The 22307-nt window shown below is 72.6% G+C and carries 22 protein-coding genes; 14 read left to right on the top strand and 8 right to left on the bottom strand.

Going from position 1 to position 22307, the window contains the following annotated elements:
* Positions 1 to 222 precede the first annotated feature (222 nt).
* From ACZ4MF_RS00830 to ACZ4MF_RS00800, 7 genes are all read left to right on the top strand, one after another.
* Positions 223 to 1452, top strand: coding sequence for a prenyltransferase/squalene oxidase repeat-containing protein (locus ACZ4MF_RS00830; protein WP_467488525.1), 1230 nt, complete (start codon positions 223 to 225; stop codon positions 1450 to 1452).
* Positions 1449 to 2111 carry an SCO2322 family protein gene (locus tag ACZ4MF_RS00825; protein ID WP_467488523.1) on the top strand — a complete coding sequence of 221 codons (663 nt, stop codon included), beginning with the start codon at positions 1449 to 1451 and terminating at the stop codon, positions 2109 to 2111. Before ACZ4MF_RS00830 ends, ACZ4MF_RS00825 begins: the two co-directional genes overlap by 4 nt.
* The gene (locus tag ACZ4MF_RS00820) at positions 2104 to 3186 is read left to right on the top strand and encodes a CbiQ family ECF transporter T component (RefSeq protein WP_467488521.1); all 1083 of its coding nucleotides are present in this window, start codon (positions 2104 to 2106) and stop codon (positions 3184 to 3186) included. Before ACZ4MF_RS00825 ends, ACZ4MF_RS00820 begins: the two co-directional genes overlap by 8 nt.
* Positions 3183 to 4943 carry an ABC transporter ATP-binding protein gene (locus ACZ4MF_RS00815; protein WP_467488519.1) on the top strand — a complete coding sequence of 587 codons (1761 nt, stop codon included), beginning with the start codon at positions 3183 to 3185 and terminating at the stop codon, positions 4941 to 4943. Before ACZ4MF_RS00820 ends, ACZ4MF_RS00815 begins: the two co-directional genes overlap by 4 nt.
* Positions 4940 to 5830 (top strand): ECF transporter S component, encoded by an 891-nt coding sequence (locus ACZ4MF_RS00810; RefSeq protein ID WP_467488517.1) that lies wholly within the window; start codon positions 4940 to 4942, stop codon positions 5828 to 5830. Before ACZ4MF_RS00815 ends, ACZ4MF_RS00810 begins: the two co-directional genes overlap by 4 nt.
* Before the next feature lie 301 nt (positions 5831 to 6131).
* On the top strand, positions 6132 to 6548 hold the full coding sequence (locus ACZ4MF_RS00805; RefSeq protein ID WP_467488515.1) for an aggregation-promoting factor C-terminal-like domain-containing protein: 417 nt from the start codon (positions 6132 to 6134) through the stop codon (positions 6546 to 6548).
* A gap of 94 nt (positions 6549 to 6642) precedes the next feature.
* A complete protein-coding gene (locus ACZ4MF_RS00800) occupies positions 6643 to 7341 on the top strand; it encodes a YoaK family protein (RefSeq protein WP_467488513.1) in 699 nt (232 codons plus the stop codon).
* Between the two features lie 40 nt (positions 7342 to 7381).
* Here ACZ4MF_RS00800 and ACZ4MF_RS00795 read toward each other — a convergent pair whose 3' ends face one another.
* Positions 7382 to 8617: a cytochrome P450 gene (locus ACZ4MF_RS00795; RefSeq protein WP_467488511.1), complete on the bottom strand. Its 1236-nt coding sequence runs from the start codon at positions 8615 to 8617 to the stop codon at positions 7382 to 7384.
* 248 nt (positions 8618 to 8865) lie between these two features.
* Between ACZ4MF_RS00795 and ACZ4MF_RS00790 the strand changes: the two genes are divergently transcribed.
* Positions 8866 to 10035, top strand: coding sequence for a steroid 3-ketoacyl-CoA thiolase (locus ACZ4MF_RS00790; RefSeq protein ID WP_467488509.1), 1170 nt, complete (start codon positions 8866 to 8868; stop codon positions 10033 to 10035).
* Here ACZ4MF_RS00790 and ACZ4MF_RS00785 read toward each other — a convergent pair.
* On the bottom strand, positions 10019 to 10207 hold the full coding sequence (locus ACZ4MF_RS00785; protein WP_467488507.1) for a DUF397 domain-containing protein: 189 nt from the start codon (positions 10205 to 10207) through the stop codon (positions 10019 to 10021). The genes ACZ4MF_RS00790 and ACZ4MF_RS00785 overlap by 17 nt on opposite strands.
* Entirely contained in the window at positions 10188 to 11015 is an 828-nt protein-coding gene (locus tag ACZ4MF_RS00780) for a helix-turn-helix domain-containing protein (RefSeq protein ID WP_467488505.1), read from the bottom strand. Before ACZ4MF_RS00780 ends, ACZ4MF_RS00785 begins: the two co-directional genes overlap by 20 nt.
* A gap of 108 nt (positions 11016 to 11123) precedes the next feature.
* On the opposite strand from ACZ4MF_RS00780, the gene ACZ4MF_RS00775 reads away from it, so the two are divergent.
* Positions 11124 to 11492 carry an ATP-binding protein gene (locus ACZ4MF_RS00775; RefSeq protein WP_467489454.1) on the top strand — a complete coding sequence of 123 codons (369 nt, stop codon included), beginning with the start codon at positions 11124 to 11126 and terminating at the stop codon, positions 11490 to 11492.
* Between the two features lie 16 nt (positions 11493 to 11508).
* Here ACZ4MF_RS00775 and ACZ4MF_RS00770 read toward each other — a convergent pair whose 3' ends face one another.
* A complete protein-coding gene (locus tag ACZ4MF_RS00770; RefSeq protein ID WP_467488503.1) occupies positions 11509 to 13545 on the bottom strand; it encodes a bifunctional glycosyltransferase 87/phosphatase PAP2 family protein in 2037 nt (678 codons plus the stop codon).
* 341 nt (positions 13546 to 13886) lie between these two features.
* On the opposite strand from ACZ4MF_RS00770, the gene proP reads away from it, so the two are divergent.
* Positions 13887 to 15272, top strand: a complete 1386-nt coding sequence (proP, locus tag ACZ4MF_RS00765) for a glycine betaine/L-proline transporter ProP (protein ID WP_467488501.1) — start codon at positions 13887 to 13889, stop codon at positions 15270 to 15272.
* A 144-nt stretch (positions 15273 to 15416) separates the two neighbouring features.
* Positions 15417 to 16088, top strand: a complete 672-nt coding sequence (locus tag ACZ4MF_RS00760; protein WP_467488499.1) for an O-methyltransferase — start codon at positions 15417 to 15419, stop codon at positions 16086 to 16088.
* A gap of 24 nt (positions 16089 to 16112) precedes the next feature.
* Here ACZ4MF_RS00760 and ACZ4MF_RS00755 read toward each other — a convergent pair whose 3' ends face one another.
* The gene (locus ACZ4MF_RS00755; RefSeq protein WP_376285141.1) at positions 16113 to 16505 is read right to left on the bottom strand and encodes an FHA domain-containing protein; all 393 of its coding nucleotides are present in this window, start codon (positions 16503 to 16505) and stop codon (positions 16113 to 16115) included.
* Positions 16506 to 16635: 130 nt separating this feature from the next.
* Here ACZ4MF_RS00755 and ACZ4MF_RS00750 point away from each other — a divergent pair, with 130 nt between their 5' ends.
* Together ACZ4MF_RS00750 and ACZ4MF_RS00745 are read left to right on the top strand one after the other, a co-directional pair.
* On the top strand, positions 16636 to 17055 hold the full coding sequence (locus ACZ4MF_RS00750) for a DnaJ family domain-containing protein (RefSeq protein ID WP_467488497.1): 420 nt from the start codon (positions 16636 to 16638) through the stop codon (positions 17053 to 17055).
* A complete protein-coding gene (locus ACZ4MF_RS00745) occupies positions 17052 to 17549 on the top strand; it encodes a GNAT family N-acetyltransferase (RefSeq protein ID WP_467488495.1) in 498 nt (165 codons plus the stop codon). Before ACZ4MF_RS00750 ends, ACZ4MF_RS00745 begins: the two co-directional genes overlap by 4 nt.
* Here the strand turns inward: ACZ4MF_RS00745 and ACZ4MF_RS00740 are convergent.
* Complete coding sequence (locus tag ACZ4MF_RS00740) at positions 17542 to 19593, bottom strand: MDR family MFS transporter (RefSeq protein WP_467488493.1); 2052 nt, start codon at positions 19591 to 19593, stop codon at positions 17542 to 17544. The two genes, ACZ4MF_RS00745 and ACZ4MF_RS00740, sit on opposite strands and share 8 nt — an antisense overlap.
* A 143-nt stretch (positions 19594 to 19736) precedes the next feature.
* Between ACZ4MF_RS00740 and ACZ4MF_RS00735 the strand changes: the two genes are divergently transcribed.
* The gene (locus ACZ4MF_RS00735) at positions 19737 to 20717 is read left to right on the top strand and encodes a peptidoglycan-binding domain-containing protein (protein WP_467488491.1); all 981 of its coding nucleotides are present in this window, start codon (positions 19737 to 19739) and stop codon (positions 20715 to 20717) included.
* Positions 20718 to 20870: 153 nt separating this feature from the next.
* On the opposite strand, the gene ACZ4MF_RS00730 is transcribed toward ACZ4MF_RS00735, so the two are convergent.
* Positions 20871 to 21539 (bottom strand): HAD-IA family hydrolase, encoded by a 669-nt coding sequence (locus ACZ4MF_RS00730; RefSeq protein WP_467488489.1) that lies wholly within the window; start codon positions 21537 to 21539, stop codon positions 20871 to 20873.
* Between the two features lie 168 nt (positions 21540 to 21707).
* Positions 21708 to 22289 carry a TMEM165/GDT1 family protein gene (locus ACZ4MF_RS00725; protein ID WP_467488487.1) on the bottom strand — a complete coding sequence of 194 codons (582 nt, stop codon included), beginning with the start codon at positions 22287 to 22289 and terminating at the stop codon, positions 21708 to 21710.
* Positions 22290 to 22307 lie beyond the last annotated feature (18 nt).

Here is a 22307-nt window from a genome sequence, read left to right as displayed (position 1 = left end):
CACACCCGTACAGGGGGAAGCCGGTGCAATTCCGGCGCTGAGCCCGCAACCGTGAACCGTCCGTCGCCGGACGGTGAGCCGGACCGCCCGGGACGGGACGTTGACCGGCTCACGTGCGTCGGCGACCCGCCGCGCACGGCACCGTCGAGGTCTACGGAGTCGAGCCGCCCGGGGGGTCCCCGCGCGCTGCCCGGCTCCCCGCAGGAGAGGCAGTCGCCGACCATGAACGTCCGCCGCAGCGCAGCGGCTCTCGCCGCCGTAGGCGTGCTGGCCGCCGCCGCGCCCGCCACGGCCGCCGGAGCGTCCCCGGCTCCGTCGCCGTCTCCGAAGGTCACGATCCCGGCCGGGCTGTACGGCACGGGCGACCCGACCTACGACGGTGTGTGGCGCCAGTCGCTGACGCTGGTCGCGCAGCGCACGCTCGGCTACCGGCCCGCCGCACAGGCCGTCGGCTGGCTCGCCGGCCAGCAGTGCGCGAACGGCGCGTTCGCCGCGTTCCGAGCCGCCCCGGACAAGGCCTGCGACAGCAAGGTCATCGTGGACACCAACAGCACGGCCGCCGCCGTCCAGGCCCTGCGGGCGACCGGCGGGCACGACGACGCGGTCGGCAGGGCGGTCGCCTGGCTGAAGTCCGTGCAGAACACGGACGGCGGCTGGGGCTACAACCCGGGCGGCGCCAGCGACACCAACTCCACCTCCGTCGTCATCGGCGCCCTCGCCGCGACCGGCGCGGACCCGGCGCGGACCACCAGGGCGGGCAAGTCCCCCTACGACCTCCTCGCCGCCCTGTCCGTGCCCTGCGAGCAGCCCGGCGGCGGCGCCCTCGCCTTCCAGCCGGACAAGAAGGGCGCCCTGGCGGCCAACGCGGACGCGACGGCGGCGGGCGTACTCGGCGCGCTCGGCAAGGGGTTCGTCGCGACGGCCGGCAAGGCGCCCGGCAGTGGCGCGTGCACCGCCGGCGAGCACCTCACCCCGGCGCAGATCGCGGACAACGCGGGTGCGAACCTCGCGTCGGCCGTCGCCAAGACCGGCCATCTGACGTCCGCGCTGCCCGGCGCCGCGGACCAGCCGGACTACGGCAACACGGCGGACGCGGTCGTCGCGCTCGCCGCCGACGGGCGCGTCGAGCAGGCGTCGCGGTCCTACACGTGGCTGGAGCACAACGCCACGCGCTGGGCCGGGCAGAGCGGCCCGGCGGCGTACGCGCAGCTGATCCTCGCCGCGCACGCGGTGGGCGCGCAGCCGGGCGACTTCGGCGGCACCAGCCTGGTCCGCTCGCTCAACGCGCAGGGCCCGGCGCCGAGCATGGAATCCGCCGGGCACGCGTCCCCGAGCCCCGAGAAGTCCGACGGCGGCTCGCCGTTCGGCCTCTGGTGGTTCGTCGGTGTCTGCCTCGTCGCGGGCATCGGCATCGGCTTCCTGCTCAGCGGCCGGAAGAAGCAGCAGCCGTGACCGGGGTCCGCCGTGCGGTGAGCCTGGCGCTGGCCGCGTTCGTCCTGCTCGCGGCCGCGGTGACCCAGGCGCATGCCGCCGGTTACCGCTACTGGTCCTTCTGGGAGCGCACCGACGGCCGGTGGACGTACGCCACGCAGGGCCCGGCGAGCGCCCGTCCCGACGACGGCGCGGTGGCGGGTTTCCGCTTCGCGGTCAGCGCGGACTCGGCCGACGCGAGCCGGCCGCGCGGCACGGCGGACTTCCGGAAGATCTGCGCGGCCACGCCGGCCAGGTCCGGCATGAAGCGGGTGGCGCTGGTTCTCGACTTCGGCACCCCGGCGGACGCGCCGTCCGGCGAGAGCCCGCCGGCCGGCCGTACGGCCTGTGCCCGGGTGCCGGACGACGCGACGACCGCCGACGCCCTGGCCGCCGTCGCGCCGCCGCTGCGCTACGACACCAACGCCCTGCTGTGCGCGATCGCCGGGTATCCGCACCGGGGGTGCGGCGAGCAGGTGTCGGACACGCAGAAGGCACGCCGCATCACGGGGCACGGCGCCGAGAAGAGCCCCTCGGACGGGCCCGCGCTGGGGCTGCCGATCGGCGTGGGAGCGGTCGTCCTGCTGGCGGGCGCGGCGGTGTGGCGGACGCGGCGGCGACGGAACGAACGGAATGACTGAGCAGGCCGGGGGTGCCGTTCACCCCGGTGCCTGGTGGCTGTGGGCCCTGAGCCTCGGCACCGCGGCCACCCGCACCACCAACCCTCTCCTGCTCGCCCTCCTCATATCCGCGTCGGCGTACGTCGTCGCGACGCACCGCACCCCCACCCCCCTCGCCCGCTCCTACGCCGCCTTCGCCAGGCTCGCCCTCGCCGTCCTGCTCGTCCGCGTCCTGTTCGCGGTGGTGCTGGGCTCCCCCGTCCCTGGCACCCACACCCTGTTCACGCTCCCCGAAGTCCCGCTCCCCCACTGGGCGCAGGGCATCCGGCTGGGCGGGAAGGTGACCGCCGAGGCGCTGGTCTTCGCGGCGTACGACGGCCTGAAACTGGCGACGCTCCTGATCTGCGTCGGCGCGGCGAACGCCCTCGCCGGTCCGGGCCGCCTCCTCAAGTCCCTGCCCGGCGCGCTGTACGAGACCGGCGTGGCCGTCGTCGTCGCGCTCACCTTCGCGCCGCACCTCGTCGCCGACGTCCAGCGGCTGCGCGCCGCCCGCCGGCTGCGCGGCCGCCCGGACCGCGGCCTGCGCGGCCTGCTCCAGGTCGGACTGCCGGTCCTGGAGGGCGCGTTGGAACGCTCGGTCGCGCTCGCCGCCGCGATGGAGGCCCGGGGGTACGGCCGCAGCGCCGAGGTTCCCGCGCGGGTCCGCCGTACGACGGCCGCGCTCACCCTCGGCGGCCTGCTCGGCGTGTGCGCGGGGACGTACGGGCTGCTCACCGCGGAGGGCGGCACCTACGGGCTGCCGGTGCTGCTCGCCGGGGTCGCCGCCGCGCTCGCGGGGCTGAAGCTGGGCGGCCGGCGCTCGCTGCGCACCCGGTACCGCCCGGACCCGTGGGACGCGCGCGCCTGGCTGGTGGCCGGTTCCGGCGCCGCCGTCGCCGCACTCCTCACCCTCGCCGCCGACCGCGACCCGCAGGCGCTGCACCCGGGGGTCGTCCCCCTGGTCGCCCCGGCCCTGCCCCTGTGGCCCGCCGCGGCGGTCCTCCTCTCCCTCCTGCCCGCCTTCGCCGTACCCACGCGCCCCGAGGAGCCGTCGTGATCCGCTTCGAGGACGTCGCCGTGGTGTACGACGGCGCGGCCGAACCCTGTGTCCAGGGCATCGACTTCGAGGTGCCGGAGGGCGAACTGGTGCTGCTCGTCGGCCCGTCCGGGGTCGGCAAGTCCACCGTGCTCGGCGCGGTGAGCGGGCTGGTGCCGCACTTCACCGGCGGCACCCTGCGCGGCCGCGTCACCGTCGCCGGCCGCGACACCCGCACCCACAAGCCGCGCGAACTCGCCGACGTGGTCGGCACGGTGGGCCAGGACCCGCTCGCCCACTTCGTCACGGACACCGTGGAGGACGAACTCGCCTACGGGATGGAGTCGTTGGGCCTCGCCCCCGAGGTGATGCGGCGCCGGGTCGAGGAGACCCTCGACCTGCTGGGCCTCGCCGGGCTCCGCGACCGCCCGATCGCCACCCTCTCGGGCGGCCAGCGTCAGCGCGTCGCGATCGGCTCGGTCCTCACCCCGCACCCCCGGGTCCTGGTCCTGGACGAGCCGACCTCCGCCCTGGACCCGGCCGCGGCGGAGGAGGTGCTGGCGGTGCTCCAGCGCCTGGTGCACGACCTCGGCACGACGATCCTGATGGCCGAACACCGCCTGGAACGCGTCGTCCACTACGCCGACCGGGTCGTCCTGCTCCCGGCCCCCGGCGAGGCCGCGGTCGTGGGCACCCCGGCCGAGGTCATGGCGGTCTCCCCGGTGTACCCGCCGGTGGTCGCCCTGGGCCGGCTGGCCGGCTGGACCCCTCTTCCGCTGACGGTCCGTGACGCCCGGCGCAGAGCGGGTGACCTGCGGGAACGACTGGCAGCCGCCCCAGCTGCGGGCAGTGCCGCCCGGGCGGCACGGGTGGGCGACGGGGGTTCCCCCGCGCGAGCGAAGCCGAGAGCGGGGGAGGCACCCGGCCGGCGCCGGCAAGCGATCCCACCCCCGGCCGACACCGGTACCGGACGCCGATTCCGCCTCCGCCGCCGCAACTCCCCCACCCCACCCACCGACGCCTCGTCTGCCGCCGCCGAGATCCACGCCCTCTGCGTGCGCCGCGACCGCATCACCGCCCTGCGCCAGATCGACCTCACCGTGGCGCCCGGCGAGACCGTCGCCCTCATGGGCCGCAACGGCGCCGGAAAGTCCACCCTGCTCGGCTCCCTCGTCGGCCTCGTGACCCCCACCACGGGCGGCGTGACCGTCGGCGGGGTCATCCCCCATCGCACCGCACCGCCCGACCTCGTGCGCCGCGTCGGCCTGGTCCCGCAGGAGCCGCGTGACCTGCTGTACGCCGACACGGTCGGCGACGAGTGCGCGGCGGCGGACCGGGACGCCCGGGCCGAGCCGGGGACCTGCCGGACGCTGGTGTCCGAGCTGCTGCCGGGCATCACGGACGACACGCACCCCCGCGACCTGTCCGAGGGGCAGTGTCTGGCGCTCGCCCTGGCCGTCGTGCTGACCGGCCGGCCGCCCCTGCTGCTGCTCGACGAGCCGACGCGCGGCCTGGACTACGCGGCCAAGGCCCGTCTGGTGACCGTGCTGCGCGCGCTCGCCGCCGAGGGGCACGCGATCGTGCTGGCCACGCACGACGTGGAGCTGGCGGCCGAGATCGCGCACCGGGTGGTGCTGCTCGCCGAGGGGGAGGTCATCGCCGACGGGCCGACCGCCCACGTCGTCGTCTCGTCGCCGTCCTTCGCCCCGCAGGTGACGAAGGTCCTCGCCCCGCAGCGGTGGCTCACGGTGGCCGAGGTGCGCGAGGCGCTGGCATGAGCGCCCCGCGCCCGGGGACCCGCCTGCACGCCGTCCGCGTCCGCCCCCGCTCCCTCGCCGCGCTCGTGCTGGTCGGCGCGGTGGGCGTGGTCGCCTTCGGCTGGCCCTTCCTCGCCCCGCCCGCGTCGCAGTTGAGCGCCCACGCCCAGGACGCCCCCTGGCTCTTCGCGGGCCTGCTCGTCCTGCTGGTCGCGGTCGTGGCGGCGACGCTCTCGGAGTCGGACCTCGGGCCGAAGGCCGTGGCCATGCTGGGCGTGCTGGCCGCGACCGGGGCGGCGCTGCGCCCGATCGGCGCGGGGACGGCCGGGATCGAGCCGATGTTCTTCCTGATGGTGCTCAGCGGCCGGGTCCTCGGCCCGGGCTTCGGGTTCACCCTGGGCTCGGTGACGATGTTCGCGTCGGCCCTGCTCACCGGCGGGGTCGGGCCGTGGCTGCCGTTCCAGATGCTGTCGATGGGGTGGTTCACGATGGGGGCCGGGCTGCTGCCGGGGGCGGTGCGCCTGCGGGGCAGGTGGGAGCTGTTCCTCCTCGCCGGCTACGGCTTCCTCGCCTCCCTCGCCTACGGCACCGTCATGAATCTCGCCGGCTGGCCCTTCCTCGCCACCGCGGCCTCGGACATCTCCTTCGACGCGCACGCCTCCGTCCCCGCCAATCTGGCCCGTTTCATCGCGTACTGCCTGGCCACCTCGCTCGGCTGGGACCTGGGCCGGGCCGTGTGCACGGTGGTGCTGACCCTGTTCCTCGGCCCGGCGGTGCTGCGCGCGCTGCGCCGGGCCACCCGGCGGGCCGCCTTCGAGACCGCGGTCACATTCGACGCCCGGGATCCCTCACCGGACGAGCACGGCACCTCACCCAGCGGCACCCCGGCGGTGAAGCACCCCACATGACCCGGATCACCTACGACCCGGGGCCGTAGTGCCACATATCCGTTACGTCCCCCCTGGCACCCCTCTTGACCTGGGCATGGAGAGCCACGCCACAGAGCCGACGATTCTCGCGGATCCGGCCTCAACTAGTAAAAGGGGTCATTGCGGGCGGGTTCGGGGCCTGCTTCTCTGGAGGACGTCGCCAGGCGCCACGAGCCCACCCGGGCCGCGGCGCCGACGTATGCGAACGGATGCGGCCGACGCGCAAGCGGCGGTGCACGGCATACCGGCGATCTCCTGTCCCCGACGCAAGAGGTTCTCCGTGACCGCCTCCTTCATCCGCCGCATCGCTTCCCCGAAGAAGGCCCTCACGACCGCCGCCGTGGCCGCCGCCACCGCCGGTCTGGCTCTGACCGCGGCGCCCGCCCAGGCCGCCACGCCCGCCACGGCCTCCTCCGCCCAGGCGATCGCGCACAAGATGATCCCGGACGCCGCGCAGTTCAACGCGTTCAGCAAGATCGTCTCGCACGAGAGCGGCTGGAACCCGGCCGCGACCAACTCCTCCTCCGGCGCCTACGGCCTGGTCCAGGCCCTGCCCGGTTCGAAGATGGCCTCCGCCGGCGGCGACTGGAAGACCAACCCGGCCACCCAGATCAAGTGGGGCCTGGACTACATGAACTCCCGCTACGGCAGCCCGGTGAAGGCCTGGAGCTTCTGGCAGGCGAACGGCTGGTACTGAGCCGGCCCGCACCGCACCACCGCCGAAGGCGGCGGCCCCGATCCGGGGCCGCCGCCTTCGGCGTTCTCCCGCCCCGGCATGGTCCACTGGGGCGATGAGCCCAGCGGACGACGCACCCGCACAGGAGACCTGCGACCCCGAGGCGCGCGGGCTGCGGCTCGTGCTCGTACTGCTGATGCTCACCGTGGTCAGCGGGCTCATCGACGCCGTCAGCTATCTGGGGCTGGGCCGCGTCTTCACGGCGAACATGACCGGCAACGTCGTCGTCCTCGGTTTCGCGGCCGCCGGAGCGCCCGGCTTCTCCGTCCCGCACACGGCCACCTCGCTGGGCTGCTTCCTGCTGGGCGCGGTGACCGGCGGCCGGCTGGCGGCCCGCGTCGGCGGGGGCTCGCGCCGACGCTGGACACGGCTGACCCTCGTGGCCGAGGCGGCCCTGGTCGGCGTGTCCGCGGCGGTCGCCTTCGGCTGGCCGCGCGCCACCGGCACCGTCTACGCCCTGATCGCCCTGACCGGTTACGCGATGGGCCTGCGCAACGCCACGGTCCGCAAGCTGGGCGTCGCCGACCTGACGACCACCGTGCTGACGATGACCCTGACCGGCCTCGCCTCCGAGTCCCGGCTCGGCGACGCCACCGGCCACCGCTCCCCGCGCCGTACGGCCTCGGTGATCGCCATGCTCGCCGGTGCCTTCCTGGGCGCGTGGCTGGTCCTGCACCACGGCCTCGGCCTGCCGCTCGCGCTCGCGGCGGCCGTCTCCGCCGTGCTGGCGGTGGTGGCATCCGGCCAAGAGTGAGCCGGGAGCACAGGAGTGGGCGGGCGCGGAAGTCGGTGCGTCATCCGGCGGTGACCCGGAGTTCCTTGACCCCGTTGATCCAGGCCGAGCGCAGCCGCCGGGGCTCGTCGGCCAGCCGCAGGCCGGGCATGGCGTCGGCGATGGCGTTGAAGATCAGGTCGATCTCCAGGACGGCGAGGGACTTGCCGAGGCAGAAGTGCGGACCGCCGCCGCCGAAGCCCAGGTGCGGGTTGGGGTCGCGGGTGATGTCGAAGGCGTCGGGGTCGGCGAAGACCTCGGGGTCGTGGTTGGCGGAGGCGTAGAAGAGCCCGACCCGGTCCCCCTCCTTGATCAGCACCCCGCCCAGTTCGGTGTCCTGGGTGGCCGTCCGCTGGAAGGCGTTGACGGGGGTCGCCCAGCGCACGACCTCCTCGGCCGTCGTCCCGGGCCGCTCCCGCCGGAAGAGGTCCCACTGCTCGGGGTGGGTCAGGAACGCGTGCATCCCATGGGTGATCGCATTGCGCGTGGTCTCGTTCCCGGCCACCGCCAGCATCAGCACGAAGAAGCCGAACTCGTCGGAGTTCAGGTTGCCTTCGTCCTCCGCCGCCACCAGGGTCGTCACGATGTCGCGGGCCGGGCACTGCTTGCGCTCGGCGGCCATGTTCATGGCGTAGGCGATGATCTCGGCGGCCGACTGGGCGCCGACCTCCTCCGTGATGGCGTACTCGGGGTCGTCGTAGGCGATCATCTTGTTGGACCAGTCGAAGATCTTGGACCGGTCCTCCTGGGGTACGCCGATCAGCTCGGCGATGGCCTGGAGCGGCAGTTCGCAGGCGACCTCGGTGACGAAGTCGAAGGGCCCGGAGCGAGCGCGGGCGGCCGCGACGATGGACTCGGCGCGGGCCCGCAGCCGCTCCTCCAGGGCGCGGATGGAACGTGGCGTGAAGCCCCGCTGCACGATCTGCCGGACGCGCGTATGTTCCGGAGGATCCATGTTGAGCAGGATGAGGCGCTGTGCGTCGATCGCGTCGCGCTGGATGTGCTCGTTGAAGCGGATGATCGCGGTGTTGAGGGTGGAGGAGAACAGCTCGGGGTGCGTGGAGACGTACCTGACGTCCGCGTGCCGGGTCACGGCCCAGTAGCCGGCGTCGGCGAAGCCCGCGACGCCGTGCGGCTGCGGGATCCAGCGGACCGGCTCGGTGCGGCGCAGCTCGGCGAACTCCGGGAGGGGCACGCGGTGGTGGAGCAGATCGGGGTCGGTGAGGTCCAACCCGTCTGGCAGCGCGGGACAGGGCATCGGTGGCTCCCGTCGTCAAGTCCTGACGGTCCATCAGTGGATGCTGAATGCCGTGACCGTAGTAACGGGTTCTACAACTCACAAGAGGCATGACACCCCCAATCCGGCTCCATCCGCTGCAAGACCCTTGCGGTGATGGACATCACGTCAGCAAACTGCCCTGAGAACTAGAACGCGTACTAGTTCTGCACGTTCTGGAGGAGAGCCCCGCAGAGCCCTCGCAGAGCCCTCGGAGAGGACCCGCACCCATGGCCGCCGAACCCGTGATCGTCGAAGCCGTCCGCACCCCGATCGGCAAGCGCGGCGGCGCGCTCGCCAACCTGCACCCCGCCTATCTCCTGGGCGAGACCTACCGTGAACTCCTCGGTCGCACCGGCATCCCCGCCGACGCGGTCGAGCAGATCGTCGGCGGCACCGTCACCCATGCCGGCGAACAGTCCATGAACCCCGCGCGCACGGCCTGGCTGACCATGGGCCTGCCCTACGAGACGGCCGCGACGACCGTCGACTGCCAGTGCGGCTCCTCGCAGCAGGCCTCGCACATGGTGGCCAACATGGTCGCCGGCGGCGTGATCGACGTGGGGATCAGCTGCGGCGTGGAGGCGATGAGCCGGGTCCCCCTGGGGTCGGGGTCGAAGCACGGCCCGGGGAAGCCGTTCCCGGACGAGTGGAACGTCGACCTGCCGAACCAGTTCGAGGCCGCCGAACGCATCGCCCGCCACCGGGGATTGACACGGGAGGACGTCGACACACTGGGGCTGAGGTCCCAGGAGCGGGCGGCACTGGCGTGGGCGGAGGAACGCTTCAAGCGCGAGACGTTCGCCGTGCAGGTGCCGACGACCGAGGAGGAGCAGTACGCCGGTCAGGGCATGTGGCGCCTGGTCGACAAGGACGAGGGCCTGCGGGACACCTCGATGGAGGCACTGGCGAGGCTGAAGCCGGTGATGCCGACGGCGGTCCACACGGCGGGCAACTCGTCGCAGATCTCGGACGGGGCGGCGGCCATCATGTGGGCGTCGAAACGGATGGCCCGCGCCCTGAAGCTGAGGCCGAGGGCACGGATCGTCGCTCAGGCGCTGGTCGGCGCCGACCCGCACTTCCACCTCGACGGCCCGATCGACGCGACGCGGGCGGTGCTGGGCAAGGCGGGGATGACGCTGAAGGACATCGACCTTGTCGAGATCAACGAGGCGTTCGCGTCGGTGGTGTTGAGCTGGGCCCAGGTCTTCGAACAGGACCTGGACAAGGTCAACGTGAACGGCGGTGGGATTGCCCTCGGTCACCCGGTCGGCGCGACGGGGGCCCGCCTGATCACCACCGCCCTGCACGAACTGGAGCGCACGGACAAGGAGTTCGCGCTCATCACGATGTGCGCGGGCGGTGGGCTGGCGACGGGGACGATCATTCAGCGGCTGTAGCCGAGGTCCAGTTGACGAAGGTGGTGAAGGCGGCGGGGCCGAGGGTGAGGATCGGCCCCGCGGGGGTTTTGGAGTCACGGATGGCAATGCCCTCGTCGGGCAGTTCAGCCATTTCAAGGCACTGACCGCCCTGGTCTCCGCTGTAGCTGGACTTACGCCACTTGCTCTCCATAGCGGTCCTCCATCACACGCCGGATCAACTCCGCCGAGTCCTTGAGGGAGAGTGCGGCGGCCTGGAGATGATCGTAACGGAGCGAGCAGTCCTTGACGGTGTCTGGGTGCGCGCTCGGATGCCCGCTGCCGTACCCCTCGGTGTAGACGATGGCCGGATCGGTCGCGAAGCGATAGAGGTCGAACGAGCCTTGCGTACCGGCGTGCGCACCTGCGGAGAACGGCAGCACCTGGATGTTGATCCGGGGGGTGTGCTCGAAGGCCAACAGATGAGCCAGTTGACCGTGCATGGCCTTCCTGCCGCCGATCTCCAAGTGGAGTGCGGCCTCGCTGAGGACCGCCCAGAAGACCGGCGGCTCCTCCTTCTCGAAAACGCTCTGTCGAGCCAGCCGGACTGCGGTGCGGTCGTCGAGGTCGCTACGATCCACGGCTCCGAGCACCGCACGGGCGTAAGCCGGAGTCTGAAGCAGGCCGAGGACCATATGCGTCTGGAAGGAGCAGATCTCAACGGCCCGCACCTCCAACTCCGCCACCTGCTGGAACCACGCCGGAAGCTGGCTTCGCATCACCAGCGGGTGGAGCCGCGTCAGCAACCCGCCCGTTTCCAGCGCCGCGTCCGACCGCTGGCTGAAGTCCAGCGTCGGCAGCTTCCGGGCCGTCTCCACCTGGCCGACCATCGACCCCGTGTAGTTGATGACGTCCCCGAACTGCCTCTGCGTCAGCCCTGCCGCTTCCCGGTACCGGCGCAGCTCGAAGCCGTAGTAGTCGAGCGGTGAGGCGCTGGGGTCGAGGGTGTTGATGTTGACCATGCCAAGTCCCCTCCCGGACATGTTGTGTTCGTCCAGTTGCCCAGCGTAGTGATCCCAGGTCAGCCTCGCCCTGTGAACCTCAACATTCCCCGCACTCCCCAGTACCGCATGCACCTCACCGTCGGCGAGCACTCGGTACGCCACATCCGCCGTATCGCCCGCTCGCTCCTCCACGAATGGGAGCTGACGGAGCTGACGTGCGCCGTGGAGCTGGGCCTGAGCGAGCTGGTCACCAATGTCGTACGGCACGTTCCCGACCGGCGCTGCACCGTCCTGCTCGTACGGCAGACCGCCGGCGTCCGGGTCGAGGTGGCCGACGGGTTCTTCCAACTTCCCCGGCCGCCCCGCCAGTTGGACCTTGACTCAGAGGGCGGCCGGGGACTCGCACTGCTGGATGCCGTGGTCGGCAAGTGGGGCGTGACCCCGTGGGTGCTGGGCCGTAAGACGGTGTGGTTCGAGTGCGGAGTCGAGCAGTGACCGTTGGGCCGCACGGTCACGTGCTGCCGACGCTCACCTTCTCTGCCTCCTCCTGGGCTCCTGTCACCGCCGTGACCGTCTTCAGCCTCGGCCCCTGAAGCACGTACGACAGCCCGAAGCCGGCGCCGACCACCACCGCGCCGCCGATCGCGTCGAGCACCCAGTGGTTGCCGGTCGCGATGATGGCCGAGACGGTGAGGAAGGGGTGCAGCAGGCCGAGGGCCTTCATCCACCGCTTCGGGGCGATGACCGCGATGACCACGCCGCACCACAGGGCCCAGCCGAAGTGCAGCGAGGGCATCGCCGCGTACTGGTTGGTGAGCGCGGTCAGCGCGCCGTAGTCCGGCTTGGAGAAGTTCTGCGCGCCGTGGACGGTGTCGATGATGCCGAGGTGCGGCATCAGGCGCGGCGGAGCCAGCGGGAAGAACCAGAAGCCGATCAGGGCGAGGAAGGTGGCGAAGCCGAGGGAGGCGCGGGCCCAGCGGTAGTCGACCGGGCGGCGCCGGTAGAGGACGGCGAGGACCGTCAGCGGGAACACGAAGTGGAAGGACTCGTAGTAGAAGCTGAAGAAGTCCCGCAGCCACTCGATCTTCGCCACGGAGTGGTTGACCCAGTGCTCGATGTCGATGTGCAGGAACCGCTCGATGTCGAGCACGATGTGCCCGTGGTGCTCGGCGCGCGCCCGGCCGCCGGAGACGGTGCCGCCGGTCGCGGCGAGGCGGACCTGTGAGTAGGCGGCGTAGACGACCCGGATGAGGAGCAGTTCCAGCAGCAGGTTCGGGCGGGTCAGGACGCGGCGCAGGAAGGGGAGGAGGGGGACGCGTCGAAAGCGGGCCGGGACCGGTGGGGCGTACTCCGTGTGGATCGGGGTCCGGTAGGAGGGGGAGGTTCGAGAGAGGAAGGGGACCGTCGTCGCGGCGGCCAGGGCCGCGAGCAGCACCAGGTTGTCGCGCAGCGGGTACAGCGCCGGCGTGTTCGGCAGCATCATCTTCGCCGGGAGCGTCGTGACGAGGACGACGGCCACCGGCCAGACGTAGCGGTCGGAGGCCTTCCTGCCGACCCGGCCGACGACCGCGAGCAGCACCCACAGCAGTTGGTACTGCCAGGCGGTGGGCGAGACGGCGACGACGGCACAGCCGGTGACGGCGACCGCGAGCAGCAGTTGCCCGTCGGCCGCGTAGTGCACCGCGCGGCGCATGGCGAGGGCCGCGACGGCGGAGGCCAGCAGCAGGAAGACGGTGATCTCCGGCCACCCGGACACGCCGAGCCGCAGCAGCGCGCCGTGCAGTGACTGGTTGCCGAGGGCGTCGGCCTTGCCGCCGAGGCCCGCCCCCGCCAGGTGGTGCACCCAGTACGCGTACGAGTCGTGCGGCAGCGCGGCCCAGGCGAGCGCGGTCAGGGCGGCGAAGGTGCCGGCCGTGCTGAGCGCGGCCCGGCGGCGGCCGGTGAACCACACCAGCGGAGCGAACATCAGCAGGGTCGGCTGGAACGCGGCGGCGAGGCCTATGCACAGGCCGCTGGCCCGCTCCCCGCGGACCGCGAACAGACCGAGCAGGACGAGCAGCACCGGCAGGATGCTGGTCTGGCCGAGCCACAGGGCGTTGCGGACCGGCAGCGACAGCATGAGCAGGCTGATCGCGACCGGCGCGGCCAGCAGCGAGGTGCGGCGGCTGACCGGCTGGGGCAGTGCGCGGGCGGCGACCAGGCCGAGGGCGACGACGAGCAGCAGCGTGCCGAAGGTCCAGCCCCAGCCGAGCGCGGCCTCGGCGGAGCGGGTCAGCGGCTTGAGGACCAGCCCGCCGAAGGGGGTGCCGGTGAAGCGGGAGGAGTCGTAGATCGAGCCGTCCACGTGCAGGACGCCGTGCGGGCCGACCCAGGTCTCCAGGTCGGTCAACCGCTCGGCGCTCGGAGTGCTGAGGACGGCGGCCATCTGCCGTACGGCGAGGATCGCCGCGACCGCCCACAGTCCCAGCCTGGCCGCATGCAGTCGTGCTCCGGGGGAGTCCTGCCCGAAGGCATCCGTCGGCCGCCCGCTGTGCTCCACGTTCGCCACGCCCCGTCGGCCTCCCGCCCCGTCCTTCTCAAAACCCTATGAGGTTCCCACCGGCTCTGGACAGAGACGCGGGCAACCCCCACTTCACCTGACGTCCGCCCGGTTTTCGTCCGCCTTTTGTCCGGATGACGATAGTGCGCACCCTGTGCGGTTGCGGGGCCGGGGCGCGAGAAGGGTCACAGCGGGGGCGCCGGGGAGCGCGGCCGCAGCGTACGGACCTGCCTGTACACACCCCCTTTGGCCGCGCTGTGCAGTCGCGCACTTACGTCACGTAAGGACCTGAAAGCCACCTATGGTCACCTTTTGCCCCTGTCCCCGTCGAAAGGTAGGCGAGCCCCGTTTTGGCCGTCGCCACAGCCGTCACCCCGCACCCGAAGACCCCGCGGGCCGCGCAGGCCCCCACCGACGTCACCGTCGTCGACCCCGCGCTCGTCAGGCGCGCCGTGAAGGCGGCGGCGCTCGGCAACGCCATGGAGTGGTTCGACTTCGGTGTCTACAGCTACATCGCGGTCACCCTGGGCAAGGTCTTCTTCCCCTCCGGCAGCCCGACCGCGCAGTTGCTGTCGACGTTCGGCGCCTTCGCCGCGGCGTTCCTGGTCCGGCCGCTGGGCGGCATGGTCTTCGGTCCGCTGGGCGACCGGGTGGGCCGCCAGAAGGTCCTCGCCGTCACGATGATCATGATGGCGGCGGGCACGTTCGCCATCGGCCTGATCCCGTCGTACGCGTCGATCGGCGTGGGTGCGCCGCTGCTGTTGCTGGCGGCCCGTCTGGTGCAGGGCTTCTCGACGGGCGGCGAGTACGCGGGCGCGTCGACCTTCATCGCCGAGTACGCGCCCGACAAGAAGCGCGGCTTCTTCGGCAGTTGGCTGGAGTTCGGCACGCTGGCGGGCTACATCGGCGGCGCGGGCCTGGTGACGCTGATGACGGCCCTGCTGTCGTCCGCCGACCTGCTGTCCTGGGGCTGGCGGATCCCGTTCCTGATCGCGGGCCCGATGGGTGTCATCGGCCTGTACCTGCGGATGCGGCTGGAGGAGACCCCGGCGTTCGCGGCACAGGTCGAGAAGGCGGAGGCGCGGCGCCCGAAGGTGCCGCTGCGCGAGATGGTCGCGGGCCAGTGGAAGGCCCTGCTCGTGTGCGTGGGCCTGGTGCTGGTCTTCAACGTCACCGACTACATGCTGCTGTCGTACATGCCGAGCTATCTGACGAGCGAGCTGAAGTACGACGAGACGCACGGGCTGCTGGTCGTGCTGGGCGTGATGGCCCTGATGATGGTCGTCCAGCCGTTCGCGGGCGCGCTGAGCGACCGGGTGGGCCGCCGCCCGGTGATCGCGGCCGGTTGTGCGGGCTTCCTCCTCCTGTCCGTCCCCGCCCTGCTGCTGATCCGCCAGGGCAGCCTGCTCGCCGTCGCGCTGGGCATGGGCGCGCTGGGCCTGCTCCTGGTCTGCTTCACGGCGGCCATGCCGGCCGCGCTGCCCGCGCTCTTCCCGACCCGGGTGCGCTACGGCTCCCTGTCGATCGGCTTCAACGTGTCGGTGTCCCTGTTCGGCGGCACGACTCCGCTGGTGGTGACCGCGCTGATCGGGGCGACGGGGAACATGATGATGCCCGCGTACTACATGATGGCCGCGGCCGTCGTGGGCGGGTTCGCGGTGTGGCGGATGGCGGAGTCGGCGGGACGCCCCCTTCCGGGGTCGGCGCCGGCGGTGGAGGGCCGGGAGGCGCGGTAGGCGGTCCTCACCGTCGCCGGGTTCCCGGCGTGGGCCGCGCCGCCACCGGTCCGGGCCCGGCCGCCGATCTCCCCCTCGTTGCCCCTCGGCTGAGACGATGACCGCGCAGGGGAAGCGCAGGCACTCGGGAAAGGCAGCAGGAGCATGACCGGCTCGCAGCTCTGGGACGACGTCGACGACTACTTCATCAGCCACCTGGCGCCCGACGACGAGGCGCTTCAGGCGGCCTTGCGGGAGAACGAGGCGGCCGGGCTGCCGGACATCGCCGTCACGGCCGCACAGGCCAAGTTCCTCCAGCTCCTCGCGCAGTTGCAGGGCGCGCGCACCGTGCTGGAGATCGGCACGCTCGGCGGGTACAGCACGATCTGGCTGGCCCGGGCGCTGCCCGAGGACGGCCGGCTGGTCTCCCTGGAGTACAGCGCCCGGCACGCCGAGGTCGCCGTGCGGAACATCACCCGGGCGGGCCTGGACCGGATCGCGGAGGTGCGGGTCGGCCCGGCCCTGGAGTCGCTGCCCAAGCTGGCCGACGAGAACCCGCCCCCGTTCGACCTGGTCTTCATCGACGCCGACAAGGCCAACAACGCGCACTACGTGGAGTGGGCGCTGCGGCTCACCCGTGCGGGCAGCGTGATCGTGATCGACAACGTGGTGCGCGGCGGCCGGGTCGCCGACCCGGACAGCACCGATCCGGACGTGCTCGGCACCCGCGCCGCGATCGACCTGATCGCCACCCACCCGAGGCTGAGCGGTACGGCGCTCCAGACGGTCGGCACCAAGGGCTACGACGGGTTCGCGCTGGCCCGGGTGCTCGCCTGAGCCGCACCGGGTGCGTGGGGGGCGCTACGCCTCGTGGTAGAAGCCGACGTTGACGCTGCGCGGCGCGGTGCGGTCCTGGACGACGATCTCGCCGGACCCGCCGTGCGGCAGCCGTACGGTCGCGCCGTAGCCGAGGGGCTGGCTGAACTCCCCCGAGACCAGGCGCACTTCGGCGGACGGCTCGGCCTGTGAGCCGCGCAGCCAGGTCAGTTGCCAGCCGCCGTCGGGGGCGCACACGAATTCCAGGTGGACGCGGGAGACGAACAGCCAGTCGTCGGGCGTGACCAGCTTGCACACCGCCGCGTCCCGGCCGACCCGGAGCGCGGCGCCCGGCTCGCTCGGCGCGTCGGCCATCGTCATACCGGCCGTGGCGCCGGAGTCGGCCTCGGAGACGGTGGCCATGGTGAGTTCGAGCACGTGCGTTCCCCCTGTGATGTCCGTGCACGTCCGTGCACTATCCGTGCACGTCCTCGCGACGAGGCCGGATCGGCCTGCCGCCGCCGCATGATAGAACGCCCCGCCGGGCCGCGTCCGGCACAATGGAGTCATGACCGAGCGAAAGCCACCGGGTGTGTCGTTCGACTCGTTTGTCGACAAGCAGATCCGTGACGCGCAGGGGCGCGGTGAATTCGAGCGACTGCCGGGAGCGGGCGAGCCGCTGCCGAGCGAGGTCGACTCCGCCTACGACGAACTGTGGTGGATCAAACGGAAGATGGCGCGCGAGGGCCTGTCCGTCCTGCCGCCCGCGCTCGCCCTCCGCAAGGAGGCCGAGGACGCCCTCGACGCGGCCTACGCGGCCCCCTCGGAGCGGATCGCCCGGAAGATCGTCGAGGACGTCAACGTCAAGATCAAGGACATGATGTTCAAGCCCCCGCCCGGCCCCCCGCTGGGCAGGAAGCCGTACGACGTCGAGGAGGTCGTACGGGAGTGGCACCGGCGGCGGGCCGGGGGTGACACTCCGGCATGACGTGGACCATCGCACCGGAACCGTACGACTCCCCTGTCGCCGCCGCCCTGTGGCGGGCGTACTACACCGAGGTCAGCGACCGCTGGTACGTGCTGCACAAGGGGCACCGCACCGACCCCGGCGAGCTGGAGCGGGAGATCGCGGCCGGGGACGGAGCCGAACTCGCGCCGCCCGCCGGGCAGTTGCTGGTGGGCTGGTACGCGGGTGAGGCGGGCGGCTCGGCGGGGGTACGGCTGCTCGACCCGGACACCGCCGAACTCACCCGGGTGTTCGTGCACGATCACCTGCGCGGCAAGGGCGGCGCCCCGCTGCTCGTGGCCGCCGCCGAGGAGGCCGCCCGCGCCCTCGGGGCCCGGCGGATCGTGCTCGACACCCGCGGCGATCTGGTCGAGGCCCGCGCCCTGTACGCCCGCCTCGGCTACGCGGAGACCGAGCCGCACAACGACGCCGCGTACGCCGAGCACTGGTTCCGCAAGGAACTGACCGTCAGCTGAGCCCGGTCACCGGCCGGCCGTGCGGTTGTTCGCGTGGCTGTTCGCGCGCGGAGCCGCACAGTTCGCCGGTGAGTTCCTTCACCAGCTCGGTCAGGTCGGTCGAGCGGTCCGGCTGCCACCAGTCGCCGAGGAGTTCGGCCAGCGACTCCTCGCGGGCCGCGGCCAGCCGGTCGGCGACCTCGCGGCCGGCGTCGGTCAGGTACAGGTCCAGGCCCTCGCGTTGCGCAAGGCGCCGTTCCTCGACCTGGCGGGCGGCGGCGAGGAGGACCTCCAGCGGGACGGGGCCGTGCTCGGCGAGCACGCAGGGTTCGACCGAGCCGTACCTGCGGATGCGCAGCAGCAGCCAGCCGGCGGCGGGCAGCAGGTCGTAGCCGGCCCGTGCGGTGATCTTCTCGTAGATCTCCCGGCGGCCCTCGCGGGTGCCGAGCACGGACAGCGCGCGGCAGCACTCGTCGTAGGAGGAACGCTCGACCGGATTGGGCGCGAGGGTCTCGGAGACGTCCGGTGCGGTGACCGAGCCGCGCAGCGGGTCCTCCTTCAGGAACCACGCCAGCAGGAAGCCGAGCAGGGCGACCGGGGCGGCGTAGAGGAAGACGTCCGTGATGGCGGAGGCGTACGCGTGCAGCGCGGCCGGGCGCAGCGTCGGCGGCAGCGCGGCGATGCCCCGCGGGTCGGACTTCACGGCGTTCGCACTGACGCCGGGCGGCAGGGGGACTCCCCGGAAGGCGGCGGTGAGTTTGTCGCCGAGGCGGCTCGCGAAGATCGTGCCGAAGATGGCCACGCCGAAGGAGGCGCCGATGGAGCGGAAGAAGGTCGCGCCGGAGGTGGCCACGCCCAGGTCCTCGTACGAGACCGCGTTCTGCACGATGAGGATCAGCACCTGCATGACCAGGCCGAGGCCGAGACCGAAGACGAAGAAGTAGACGCTCATCACGGCGGTCGGGCTGTGCTCGGTGAGCCGGTGCAGCAGGAGCAGGCCGATGGCGGTGACGGCGGTGCCGGTGACCGGGAACACCTTCCAGCGCCCGGTGCGGCTGACGATCTGTCCGGACACGGTCGAGGACAGCAGCAGGCCGAACACCATGGGCAGCATGTACACCCCGGACACGGTCGGCGAGACACCGTGGACGACCTGGAGGAAGGTCGGCAGATAGGTCATCGCGCCGAACATGGCGAAGCCGACGATGAAGCTGATCACGGCGGCGAGCGTGAAGGTGCGGATGCCGAACAGCTTCAGCGGCAGCACCGGTTCGGCGGCCCGCCGCTCGACGGCCACGAAGGCCACGGCCAGCAGCACGCCCAGCACGGCGAGCCCGATGATCTGCGCCGAGGCCCAGGGCCAGGTCGTACCGCCGAGCGAGGCGACGAGGACCAGGCAGGTGGCGACGGCGGCGATCAGGAAGGTGCCGAGGTAGTCGATGACGTGGCGCTCGCTGCGGCGCGGCAGGCGCAGCGCGGTGGCGATCACGGCCAGCGCGACGACGCCCACGGGGAGGTTGACGTAGAACACCCAGCGCCAGCTCAGATGCTCCGTCAGCAGCCCGCCGAGCAGCGGCCCGAGCACGCTGGTCGCGCCGAAGACGGCCCCGAACAGCCCCTGGTAGCGGCCGCGTTCGCGCGGCGGTACGAGGTCACCGACGATCGCCATCGACAGCACCATCAGCCCGCCGCCGCCGAGGCCCTGGAGCGCGCGGAACCCGATCAGCTCGCCCATGTTCTGCGCCATGCCGCACAGCGCCGAGCCGATGAGAAAGATCACGATTGCCGTCTGGAACAACCGTTTCCGGCCGTACTGGTCGCCGAGCTTGCCCCACAGCGGGGTCGCGGCGGTCGAGGCCAGCAGATAGGCGGTGACCACCCAGGACAGATGCTCCAGGCCGCCGAGATCGCTCACGATCGTCGGCAGCGCGGTCGAGACGATGGTCTGGTCGAGCGCGGCGAGCAGCAGTCCGAGCAGCAGGGCGCCGATGGGGACGAACACATTGCCGGGAACGTGTTCGCTGTCCTTCACGTCCTTCGTCGTGCCGTGCGTGTCGAGGGTCATGGAGACCTCCCGGGAGGCTCGGAATGCACCTTCTCCATCGTCGTCGGTGTGACCGGTTATGGCCTGCCGAGTCCCGCGTTTTTGACGGCGGATGCGGACAAGGTCCGCATAGTCTCGGAAGTCCGCAAGGGGAGGACGAACACATGAGTGATTCCGCGAGGCCCGGCGGTCCGGAGAGTCCCGGGAGTCCCGAGGGCCGTACGTGCCCGCGGTGCGGGGCGCCGAGGGGCCTGGACCGGAGTCCGTCGTGCGACTGCACCGAGCGGGCGGCCGAGGCCCTGCGGGAGACGCGGACGGCCGAGGCGGCGGCGGCGGAGGACTTCGACCCGTTACGGATCCGCCCGTACGTCGAGGTGGACGAGCCCGCGCAGACCGGCGCGGTGCCGCCCGTCGAGGCCACGCTGCCCCTGCGCCCGATACCGGGGCCGAGCACGACGGACCTGCGGATGTTCGAGGGGGGCGGGGCGGACGGCGCGGCCACGGCGGAGACCGTGCCGGGCGAGGCGCCACGCCGGCGTCCCCGGCGCGCCGTCCTGCTGTCGGCCGCCGGCGCGGGCGTGGCGGTCGTGGCGGCGGCCGGCCTGGCGAGCGGGCTGTTCTCGTACGACACCCCGTCGTCGCGGGACCGTTCCGCCGCCCAGGAGGTCCGGGCGAGCGTCCCGGACGTGAGCGCGCCGGTGTCGTCGTCCTCGCCGGCGGCGGATTCCCCGCCCGTGTCCCGCTCGCTGGTGCGTCCGTCCTCGGCCCCGCCGTCCTCGGCCCCGCCGGCCCCGGCCCGGCCGGCCACGCCGTCCGCGCCGCCGACCTCCGCGGCACCGTCCCCCACGGCGTTCCGCTCGCCCTCCCCCGCCGCGACGGCTTCCGCCGGTGCGCGGACCACACCCGCGGCCGCGCCGGTGCTGCGCCGCGGCGACCAGGGCCCGCAGGTGACCGAACTCCAGGAGCGGCTGCGGCAGTTGAACCTGTACGCCGACCAGGTCGACGGCGTCTTCACCCGCCCCGTGGAGGACGCGGTGCGCACCTACCAGCTGGCCCGGGGCATCACCGGTGACCCCTACGGGGAGTTCGGCCCGGCGACCCGGCAGCGTCTGGAGTCGGAGACGTCACAGCCGTCGCAGCAGTGAGGGCGGGCCCCGCGTTCGCCCGGAAGGGCGCGGGGCTCCCTCCATATGCGGGTCCGCCGCGCGGGCGCGACCAGCCAGGCCGGCGCCGCAGACGACCGACGTGCACCGTCCGCCACTCCCGGCGGAGCGCTCGGCGGCACCGGTCCGCCCGCGTCAGCCGATGTGCAGCCGGACGGTCCCGTCGGCGCCCGCCTCGACCCGTACGCGCGTGAGGTCGGCCACGGCCACGTCGGGCTCGTGCAGGCCGGCCCGGGGGCCGACGCCCACCACGGTCATCCCCGCGGCCCGCCCTGCGGCGATCCCGGCCCCGGAGTCCTCGAAGACCACGCAGTCGGCCGGGGCCACGCCCAGCTCGGCGGCGCCCTTCAGGAAGCCCTCGGGGTCGGGCTTGCTCGCGCCCACCGACTCGGCGGTGATCCGGACCTGCGGCAGCGGCAGCCCGGCGGCGTTCATGCGCGCGGTGGACAGCGCGACGTCCGCGGAGGTCACCAGGGCGTGCGGGAGACCGTGCAGGGCGGCCAGGAAGGCGCTCGCGCCGGGGATCTCGACCACGCCGTCCGTGTCGGCGGTCTCCTCGGCGAGCATGCGGGCGTTGTCGGCGAGGTTCTGCTCGACGGGCCGCTCGGGCAGCAGGACGGCCATGGAGGCGTGCCCCTGGCGGCCGTGAACGACCTTCATCACCTCGTCGCCGGCCAGCCCGTGCCGCTCGGCCCAGCGCCGCCAGATGCGCTCGACCACGGCGTCCGAGTTGACGAGGGTGCCGTCCATGTCGAGCAGGAGGGCGCGGGCGGTGAGGACCGTGGGCGTGGCGGTGGCCGTCATCGGCAGCTCCAGGAACGAAGAGGATCCCCGCGGGGAGGGACCGTAGGGGACAAAGGAGCCCCGCCCGCCGGTCAGGGAAAACGGGCGGGAGCCACTTTGTTCCTCCACGGTACAAAACAGCGCCCGATCCCGCCAGCGGCTCCGTCGAGGGTTCACCCGCCGTTCAGCTCAGCCGGCGACGGCCTCGTACAGGCTCCACACGCCCAGCCCCAGCATCAGCAGCGCCGCGATCTGCGTGATCAGCCGCAGCGGCACCTTCCTCATCAGGGCCTTCCCGCCGACGATGCCGAGTCCGGCGACGGCCCACAGGCCGAGCGTCGCACCGAGGCCGACGGAGATCGGGTCGTTGTAGCGGGCGGCGAGGTTGGCGGTCATGATCTGGGTCAGGTCGCCGAACTCGGCGACGAGGATGAGCGTGAAGCCCGTGCCCGCGACCTTCCAGAAGGACTGGTCGGCGGGCTTCTTGATCTCCTCTTCGTCCTCGTGCTTCTGGAGCAGCAGCATGGCCGCGCCCCCGAGGAAGAGGACTCCGGTGATCGCGTGCACGATCTGCTGCGGCAGCAGGGTCAGCGCGCTGCCGGCCGCGACGGCCAGCACGACATGCAGCAGGAAGGCGGCGGCGACGCCCGCGAAGACGTAGCTCGCCCGGTAGCGGGTGCCGAGGACCAGACCGGCGAGCGCGGTCTTGTCCGGCAGTTCGGCGAGGAAGATGACGCCGAAGACGAGCGCCGTCACGGTAATGCTGATCAAGGTTCCTCAATCGGTCGG

The sequence above is a fragment of the Streptomyces sp. NPDC025793 genome, from assembly GCF_055558375.1.
This window is presented reverse-complemented; position numbering and strand designations above follow the sequence as displayed.

What these genes read in the sequence shown, in the direction of transcription:
- ACZ4MF_RS00830 (WP_467488525.1), top strand. Translation starts at nt 223, where the DNA reads ATGAACGTCCGCCGCAGCGCAGCGGCTCTCGCCGCCGTAGGCGTGCTG.
- ACZ4MF_RS00820 (WP_467488521.1), top strand. Translation starts at nt 2,104, where the DNA reads ATGACTGAGCAGGCCGGGGGTGCCGTTCACCCCGGTGCCTGGTGGCTG.
- ACZ4MF_RS00810 (WP_467488517.1), top strand. Translation starts at nt 4,940, where the DNA reads ATGAGCGCCCCGCGCCCGGGGACCCGCCTGCACGCCGTCCGCGTCCGC.
- ACZ4MF_RS00800 (WP_467488513.1), top strand. Translation starts at nt 6,643, where the DNA reads ATGAGCCCAGCGGACGACGCACCCGCACAGGAGACCTGCGACCCCGAG.
- ACZ4MF_RS00795 (WP_467488511.1), bottom strand. Translation starts at nt 8,617, where the DNA reads ATGCCCTGTCCCGCGCTGCCAGACGGGTTGGACCTCACCGACCCCGAT.
- ACZ4MF_RS00790 (WP_467488509.1), top strand. Translation starts at nt 8,866, where the DNA reads ATGGCCGCCGAACCCGTGATCGTCGAAGCCGTCCGCACCCCGATCGGC.
- ACZ4MF_RS00785 (WP_467488507.1), bottom strand. Translation starts at nt 10,207, where the DNA reads ATGGAGAGCAAGTGGCGTAAGTCCAGCTACAGCGGAGACCAGGGCGGT.
- ACZ4MF_RS00780 (WP_467488505.1), bottom strand. Translation starts at nt 11,015, where the DNA reads ATGGTCAACATCAACACCCTCGACCCCAGCGCCTCACCGCTCGACTAC.
- ACZ4MF_RS00775 (WP_467489454.1), top strand. Translation starts at nt 11,124, where the DNA reads ATGCACCTCACCGTCGGCGAGCACTCGGTACGCCACATCCGCCGTATC.
- ACZ4MF_RS00760 (WP_467488499.1), top strand. Translation starts at nt 15,417, where the DNA reads ATGACCGGCTCGCAGCTCTGGGACGACGTCGACGACTACTTCATCAGC.
- ACZ4MF_RS00750 (WP_467488497.1), top strand. Translation starts at nt 16,636, where the DNA reads ATGACCGAGCGAAAGCCACCGGGTGTGTCGTTCGACTCGTTTGTCGAC.
- ACZ4MF_RS00745 (WP_467488495.1), top strand. Translation starts at nt 17,052, where the DNA reads ATGACGTGGACCATCGCACCGGAACCGTACGACTCCCCTGTCGCCGCC.
- ACZ4MF_RS00740 (WP_467488493.1), bottom strand. Translation starts at nt 19,593, where the DNA reads ATGACCCTCGACACGCACGGCACGACGAAGGACGTGAAGGACAGCGAA.
- ACZ4MF_RS00735 (WP_467488491.1), top strand. Translation starts at nt 19,737, where the DNA reads ATGAGTGATTCCGCGAGGCCCGGCGGTCCGGAGAGTCCCGGGAGTCCC.
- ACZ4MF_RS00730 (WP_467488489.1), bottom strand. Translation starts at nt 21,539, where the DNA reads ATGACGGCCACCGCCACGCCCACGGTCCTCACCGCCCGCGCCCTCCTG.